Annotated in this window: 6 protein-coding genes and 1 rRNA gene; 5 read left to right on the forward strand and 2 right to left on the reverse strand. The window is 70.8% G+C overall.

Annotation, left to right across the window (positions count from 1 at the left end):
• Positions 1–178: 178 nt before the first annotated feature.
• A 5S ribosomal RNA gene (rrf, locus tag ACFU53_RS44995) occupies positions 179–295 on the forward strand.
• Positions 296–315: 20 nt separating this feature from the next.
• On the opposite strand, the gene ACFU53_RS45000 is transcribed toward rrf, so the two are convergent.
• The gene (locus tag ACFU53_RS45000; protein WP_384005816.1) at positions 316–1,422 is read right to left on the reverse strand and encodes a hypothetical protein; all 1,107 of its coding nucleotides are present in this window, start codon (positions 1,420–1,422) and stop codon (positions 316–318) included.
• Between the two features lie 159 nt (positions 1,423–1,581).
• On the opposite strand from ACFU53_RS45000, the gene ACFU53_RS45005 reads away from it, so the two are divergent.
• Positions 1,582–2,469 (forward strand): hypothetical protein, encoded by an 888-nt coding sequence (locus ACFU53_RS45005; RefSeq protein WP_384005818.1) that lies wholly within the window; start codon positions 1,582–1,584, stop codon positions 2,467–2,469.
• Positions 2,470–2,551: 82 nt separating this feature from the next.
• Here the strand turns inward: ACFU53_RS45005 and ACFU53_RS45010 are convergent, their stop codons facing one another.
• Positions 2,552–3,844, reverse strand: a complete 1,293-nt coding sequence (locus tag ACFU53_RS45010; protein ID WP_384005819.1) for a DUF1015 family protein — start codon at positions 3,842–3,844, stop codon at positions 2,552–2,554.
• Between the two features lie 111 nt (positions 3,845–3,955).
• Here ACFU53_RS45010 and ACFU53_RS45015 point away from each other — a divergent pair, with 111 nt between their 5' ends.
• The 3 genes from ACFU53_RS45015 to ACFU53_RS45025 all read left to right on the forward strand — a co-directional run bounded on the left by ACFU53_RS45015 (position 3,956) and on the right by ACFU53_RS45025 (position 7,249).
• Positions 3,956–4,984, forward strand: a complete 1,029-nt coding sequence (locus ACFU53_RS45015; protein WP_384005821.1) for an HAD hydrolase-like protein — start codon at positions 3,956–3,958, stop codon at positions 4,982–4,984.
• A 142-nt stretch (positions 4,985–5,126) separates the two neighbouring features.
• On the forward strand, positions 5,127–6,170 hold the full coding sequence (locus ACFU53_RS45020; RefSeq protein WP_384005823.1) for a FecCD family ABC transporter permease: 1,044 nt from the start codon (positions 5,127–5,129) through the stop codon (positions 6,168–6,170).
• Between the two features lie 29 nt (positions 6,171–6,199).
• Positions 6,200–7,249, forward strand: a complete 1,050-nt coding sequence (locus tag ACFU53_RS45025; RefSeq protein WP_384005824.1) for a FecCD family ABC transporter permease — start codon at positions 6,200–6,202, stop codon at positions 7,247–7,249.
• Positions 7,250–7,354: the final 105 nt, after the last annotated feature.

The raw sequence follows: 7,354 nt of genomic DNA on the forward strand, positions 1-7,354 counted from the left end.
GTTGATAGGCCAGATATGGAAGCCTGGTAACGGGTGGAGTTGACTGGTACTAATAGGCCGAGGGCTTGTCCTCAGTTGCTCGCGTCCACTGTGTTAGTTCTGAGACAACGAACAGTTGTCGGCTCAGAGCAGAACATCCAACTGAAAAGTGTGCTTGTTCGCTCGAAACCAATAGGGTTTCGGTGGTCATAGCGTGAGGGAAACGCCCGGTTACATTTCGAACCCGGAAGCTAAGCCTTACAGCGCCGATGGTACTGCAGGGGGGACCCTGTGGGAGAGTAGGACGCCGCCGAACAATCTTTGAAGGACCCCTGGTCACCAGCGTACAGCTGGGACCAGGGGTCCTTTTTTGCTTTTCCGGAGCGCGCCGGGTACCCGGCTGCGCGAGAATGACTTGCGGTACCGAAGACAGGAGTCACCATGTCCACCAACTCTCCCGACGATCGACCGGAGCGCGACCAGCGGCGACGGGACAGTGGTGACCGTGGCGGCTATCGCGGTGGACCGCGTCGGGACAACGACCGGCGCGAAAACGACCGTAGTGGTAACGGCCGTAGCGACGACCGCCGTGGTGATGACCGTCGAGGTGACGACCGCGGGGGCTTCCGGCGTGACGACAATCGTGGTGAGCAGCGCGGCGGCGGTGGATTCCGTGGACGGGATGACCGTCGTGAGGGCGACCGTGGGCCTCGCCCCGCCTTCCGGCGTGACGAGCGTCCCGCAGGTGCGGGTCCGCGTCGTGACGACCGCGATCGCGACCGTGGCTTCCGGCGGGACGGGGATCGGCCGGCCTTCCGCCGTGATGACCGGCGTGACGAGCGTCGTGGCGACGACCGGCGCGACAGCGGGGACCGTGGCGGCTTCCGCCGTGACGACCGTCCCGAGCGTCGTGAGGGTGACCGTCCCTCGTACCGTCGGGACGACGACCGCGGTGGTTTCCGTCGTGATGACAACCGTGGCGGTGAGCGCAGCGGTGGTTTCCGTCGTGATGACAGCCGTGGCGGTGAGCGCAGCGGCGGGTTCCGTGGGCGTGATGATCGCGGCCGCGACGACCGGCGTGGGGACGACCGCGGTGGGCGTCCGCCGTTCCGGCGTGACGACCGGCGTGACGACCGCGGGGGCGCGGACCGGCCGGTCTTCCGTCGTGACGACCGGCGTGACGACCGCGGGGGCGCGGACCGGCCGGTCTTCCGTCGCGATGACCGGCGTGACGACCGTCCCGAGCGTCGTGAGGGTGACCGGCCTTCGTACCGTCGGGACGACGACCGCGGTGGTTTCCGTCGGGATGACAACCGTGGCGGTGAGCGCAGCGGCGGCTTCCGTCGGGATGACAACCGTGGCGGTGAGCGCAGCGGCGGGTTCCGTGGGCGTGATGATCGTGGCCGGGACGACCGGAGCCGTGGTCCCCGTCGGGACGACCATGGGGGCCGACCCGGTGGTTTCCGTGACAGGGACGACCGGCGGGGCGGCGACGACCGGCGCGGTGGTGGACGTTTCCGTGACGAGCGGGACCGGGACCGTGAGCCGATCAAGCGGCTGCCGATCCCGGAGGACGTCACGGGCGAGGAGATCGACAAGGACGTGCGGCAGGAGCTGCAGAGCCTGCCCAAGACGCTCGCCGACGATGTCGCCAAGAACCTGGTGATGGTCGCGCGGCTCATCGACGAGGACCCCGAGGGCGCGTACGGCTACTCCAAGGTGGCTTTGCGGCTGGCGTCGCGTGTCGCTGCCGTGCGGGAGGCCGCCGGCTTCGCCGCGTACGCGAACCAGAAGTACAGCGAGGCGCTCGCGGAGTTCCGGGCGGCTCGGCGGATGACCGGCAACGTCGACCTGTGGCCTGTCATGGCCGACTGCGAGCGTGGTCTCGGGCGGCCCGAGAAGGCGCTGGACATGGCCGGGGCGCCCGAGGTGCACAAGCTGGACAAGGCCGGTCAGGTCGAGATGCGGCTCGTGGCGGCCGGCGCGCGGCGTGACATGGATCAGCTCGACGCGGCCATCGTGACGCTGCAGAGCCCGGAGCTGGCCTCCAACTCCGTACAGCCGTGGACCGCGCGCCTGCGGTACGCGTACGCCGACGCGTTGCTCGCGGCCGGGCGTGAGGGCGAGGCGCGGGAGTGGTTCGCCAAGGCCGTCGAGGCCGACAAGGACGGCAGTACGGACGCGTCGGACCGGCTCGCGGAAATGGACGGTGTCGAATTCGTCGACGCCCTCGACGACGAGGACGACGAGGACGACGAGAACAGGCACGTGGGTGACGAGGCGCCGCAGGGCGTGTCCGTCGCGGACGACCAGGCCGTCGAGGACAGCAAGGACAGCGACGCCGACGACGACGGCGTCACCGACGAGGACGACGACGCCGACGACGCCGACGACGCCGACGACGCCGACGATGTGACCGACGAGGACGACGACGCCGACGCCGACGATTTGACCGACGACGTCATCGACGCCCAGGACGACAAGGACTGACATCCGGCAGAGATGGTGAAGGGCGGGATCCCGTACATGGGGCCCCGCCCTTTTCGTATGCCGGTCTTCGGGAGGTGTTCCTTCAGAGATCCAGCGCGCGCAGCACCAGCCCCGACGCCGGCTTCGGGCCGAACGACGTGGATTTGCGGGGCATGGTGACGCCCTGGCGGGCGAGGTCGCGTACGACCTCCTCGCGGACCGGGTGCATGAGGACGGCCGTGCCGCCGTCGCGTTCGGCCTTCTCGACGGTTGCGGCCGTGTCATGGATGTAGGCGACGTGGGCCGGGGAGTCCTCGGGGATGTGCCAGACGTCGGCGAGGAGCGTGGCGTGCAGGACGGTCGCGTCGAGGGTCCGCCAGGCGGCCGGGCGGTCTGCGGGGATCGTACGGGTGAGGAGTTCCGGGTCCGGGCGGTCGACGAGGTGGAAGGAGCGGTCGCCCGCGAGGAGGAAGGCGTTGCCGGCGGCGGCCGCGTCCGCCAAGGCCTCCAGGGCCTCGGAGAGCGGGACGTCGAGGCGTCGTACGCGGAACAGGCCGGCCAGGGCGGTCAGGGCGTCGAGGACCGGGAGTTGGTGGAGGAGGCGGTGGATCGCGCGGACGCGGAGGGGGTAGCGGACGGTGTCCACGAGGAGGACCAGGCCGTAGTCCCAGGGGCTGGGGGAGGGGTGCTCCGTGCGGAGCCGTAGGTACGTCGCCCAGCGGTGGTGGCCGTCGGCTATCAGGGCCTGGTGGTGGGCGAGGTCCGACTGGATCTCGGCGAGGTCGGCGGGGTCGGTGACCGCCCAGAGGCGGTGGCTGAAGCCGTCCTCCGTGGTCGTGGCGAAGAGAGGGGCGCCTTCCGTGGTGCGCTCGACCACGGCTGTCGCCCCCGCCGTGGCGCCATTGCCCCGGTAGGTCAGGAGCAGGGGTTCCATGTTGGTGGAGGTGGCGCGCATCAGGGCCGCGCGGTCCGCGATGACGTGGGGGATGACGTCCTCGTGGGGGAGGACCACGCCGGCGGAGGGCTCCGAGAGGCGCAGGGCGCCTATGATGCCGCGCTGGAGGATGGTGCCGTCCGCCTGCTCGTAGACGTAGAGGCCGGGCTCCCTGTCGGGGGCGAGGACGCCGTCGGCGAGCCAGCGGCGCAGGGTGTCGGCCGCCTGTTCGTCGCGGGCGGCGGGTGTTCTGGCCTGGGGGAGTATCAGGCGGACGATGTTGTGCGGATCGGCGGATTCGAGGTGGAGCAGACCGTCCGGCCGTACGACCACGTCGTACGGCGGTGATGTCACGGCAGCCAGGCTGCCGACCCGGTCGGGGTCGTAGCGAAGCCCCCGGAACGGGGTCAGTTCGAGGCCGCTGCGCGCCGGGATCTCCTCCGCGGGACCTGCGTAGTTCATTGATGCATCGTATGGGTGTCAGTGCCGTGAGGGATGATCGGAGAAAGCGACCTAACCGATTGTTGACCGACCGGGCGACCGACCGATGGACCGAGCGAGGAGCAGAGTGCAATGAGCCAGGTAGTCAGGACGCGGCCCGACGGCATTGGGCAGGCCCTGAGCGAGGCGTACGACACGGCGCTGCTCGATCTGGACGGGGTGGTGTACGCGGGCGGCAGTGCGATCACGTACGCCGTGGAGTCCCTGGGTACGGCGCGGGCGGGCGGTATGCACCTCGCGTACGTCACGAACAACGCGCTGCGGACGCCCGAGACGGTGGCCGCGCATCTCACGGCGCTCGGCATACCGACCGGGGCCGGTGACGTCATCACCTCGGCGCAGGCCGTGGCCCGGCTGATCAGCGAGCAGGTGCCCGCCGGTGCGCGGGTGCTGGTCATCGGCGGTGAGGGGCTGCGGGTGGCGCTGCGCGAGCGGGGGCTTGAGCCGGTCGAGTCGGCGGACGACGATCCGGTGGCCGTGGTGCAGGGGTACGGCGGTCCCGAGCTGCCCTGGGGGCGGTTCGCGGAGGCCAGCTACGCCATCGCGCGCGGGGTGCCGTGGTACGCGTCCAACACCGACCTGACGATTCCGAGCGCGCGGGGTATCGCGCCTGGCAATGGGGCGGCGGTGCAGGTGGTCCGGATCGCGACCGGGGCCGAGCCGCGGGTGGCGGGCAAGCCGCTGCCCCCGATGCACCGGGAGACGATCCTGCGGACGGGCGCCGAGCGGCCGTTGGTGGTCGGGGACCGGCTGGACACGGACATCGAGGGCGCGTTCAACGGGGAGGTCGACTCGCTGCTCGTGCTGACCGGTGTGACCGACGGCGCGCAGTTGCTGGCCGCGCCCCCGCAGCACCGGCCGACGTATGTCGACGCCGATCTGCGGGGCATGCTCACCGGGCAGCCGGAGGTCGTCGTGGCGGGCGCGGGCTTCCGCTGCGGTGGCTGGACGGCGACGGCAGGCGGAGAGCGGCTGGAACTGGACGGCGAGGGCGAGGCGCTGGACGGGCTGCGGGCGCTGTGCGCGGCGGCTTGGACAGCTGCCGGGGAGGGCTCGTGCGAGCTGGACGGGGGGAAAGCGCTGGCACGGCTGGGGCTGTGAGTCGCCGGGGCCTGCGGGGTTTCGGTGGGCCGTGCGGTGAACGTGGCCTGCGTGAGCGGGTTGCCTACCGTACGTCCGTACGTCCGCGCGGTGTTCGCGGACGCGATCGAGCCAAAAGTGGAGGATAGGCTAACCTAACCAGGTGTTGGTCGACAGTCCTCCTGAACCGAGCGCGGAGACCGCCCCCGCGCCCCCGAACCGCCGGGCGATACGAGCCGTCGGGCTCCTCGTGTCCCTCGTGATCCTCGCCCTGGTCGCCCTGGCGAGTATCGCGATCGGTGCGAAAGAGCTGTCTCTGGAGCAGGTGTGGCACGGCTTGTTCGAGGACACGGGGACGTACGGCGACGCCGTGGTCGGGGAGCGGATCTCACGCACTCTCCTCGGACTGCTCGCGGGGGCCGCGCTCGGGCTGGCCGGTGCCGTGCTCCAGGCGCTCACCCGGAACCCGCTGGCCGACCCGGGACTGCTCGGCATCAACGCGGGCGCGTCCGCCGCGGTGGTCACCGCCATCACCTACTTCGGCGTCACCTCGCTGAGCGGGTACGTGTGGTTCGCGTTCGCCGGTGCGGCCGTGGTCGGGGCGCTGGTCTGGTTCCTCGGCGGCAGCCGGGGCGCGACGCCGGTGCGCCTCGCGCTCGCGGGCACAGCGATCAGTGCCGCCCTGTACGGCTATCTGCAGGCCGTGATGATCATGGACGACGCGGCTCTCTCCAAGATGCGCTTCTGGACGGTCGGTTCGCTGGCCTCGGCGACCGACGAGACCATCACCCAGGTACTGCCGTTCCTGGCCGTAGGCACGGTCGTCGCGCTGCTGCTCGCCCGGCCGCTGAACGCGATGGCCATGGGCGACGACACCGCCCGCGCGCTCGGTGCCAACCTCAACCGCACCCGGGCGCTGTCCATGGGCGCCGCCACCGTGCTGTGCGGTGCCGCGACCGCCGCCTGTGGGCCGATCGTCTTCGTCGGGCTGATGGTCCCGCACGTCGTACGGTCCTTCACCGGGCCCGACCTGCGCTGGATCCTGCCGTACGCGACCGTCCTGTCACCTGTGCTGCTGCTCGGCGCCGATGTCCTCGGTCGCATGGTGGCGCGGCCCGCGGAGCTTCAGGTCGGCATCGTCACCGCGATCCTCGGCGGGCCGGTCTTCATCTTTCTCGTACGACGGCGGAGGACGGCGCAGCTGTGAAGACGCAGGTCATGAGGAAGACACAGGTCATGAGCAAGTCCGCCGCACGCGACCGCGCGGTCCGCACCCCCGGCGGGCTGTCGGTCTGGCTGGACGTACGGGCGTTCACCGTCGTCGTCCTGCTGCTGGTGGCGGCGCTGACCGCGAGTGTCGTGCTGATCGGGACCGGTGACTTCCCGATCCCGGCCGGCGACGTCCTGAAGACGCTGCTCGGCAACGGCGACGCGGGCCAGGAGTTCATCGTCAACGAGCTGCGGCTGCCAAGAGTTCTGGTCGGGCTCCTTGTCGGGGCCTCGCTCGGGCTCGGCGGGGCGCTGTTCCAGTCCATCTCCCGCAATCCGCTGGGCAGTCCGGACGTGCTCGGCCTCTCGCAGGGTGCCACCGCCGGGGCGCTGGTCGTCATCGTGCTGTTCTCCGGGAGCGCGAACCAGGTGGCCCTCGGGGCGCTCGTCGGCGGTCTGGTCACCGGCCTCGCTATCTATGTGCTGGCGTGGAAGCGGGGCGTGCACGGTTACCGGCTCGTGCTGGTCGGTATCGGCGTCTCCGCGATCGTGACGGCGGTCAACGGCTATCTGATCACCAAGGCCGACCTCGTCGACGCGGCCCGCGCGGTCGTGTGGATGACCGGATCCCTCAACGGCCGTGACTGGGCCCAGGTCTGGCCGCTGCTGATCATGTGCGCGATCCTCGTGCCGCTGGTGCTCGGCAACGCGCGCGGGCTTCGGATGATGGAGATGGGCGACGACGTGTCGTACGCCCTCGGGGTGAGCGTCGAGCGCGTACGGCTGCTGCTGATGGTGTCGGCCGTGCTGCTCACCGCCGGGGCCACCGCGGCCGCCGGGCCGGTCAGCTTCGTCGCCCTCACCGCGCCGCAGCTCGCCAAGCGGCTGACCCGCTCGCCCGGCCCGAACCTGGTGCCCGCGATGTGCATGGGCGCGACCCTGCTGATCGTCGCCGACTGGGCGTCGCAGCGGGCCTTCGGGGCCGACCAACTGCCCGTCGGCGTCGTCACCGGAGTGCTCGGCGGCGTCTATCTGCTGTGGCTGCTGGTCACCGAGCGGAAGGCCGGGCGGATATGAGTCGCCCCGACCCGAACGGGCCGGTGTCGGAAGGCCCGAAGTCGCGCGGGCCGGTGTCGGAAGGCCCGAAGTCGCGCGGGCCGGAGTCGGAAGGCCCGAAGTCGC

It is taken from the genome of Streptomyces sp. NPDC057474, from assembly GCF_042802555.1.
GTDB lineage: Bacteria > Actinomycetota > Actinomycetes > Streptomycetales > Streptomycetaceae > Streptomyces.

Coding starts and splice junctions, on each gene's coding strand:
- ACFU53_RS45000 (WP_384005816.1), bottom strand. CDS start 1,422: ATGGTCGTCCCGACGGGGACCACGGCTCCGGTCGTCCCGGCCACGATC.
- ACFU53_RS45010 (WP_384005819.1), bottom strand. CDS start 3,844: ATGAACTACGCAGGTCCCGCGGAGGAGATCCCGGCGCGCAGCGGCCTC.
- ACFU53_RS45015 (WP_384005821.1), top strand. CDS start 3,956: ATGAGCCAGGTAGTCAGGACGCGGCCCGACGGCATTGGGCAGGCCCTG.
- ACFU53_RS45025 (WP_384005824.1), top strand. CDS start 6,200: ATGAGCAAGTCCGCCGCACGCGACCGCGCGGTCCGCACCCCCGGCGGG.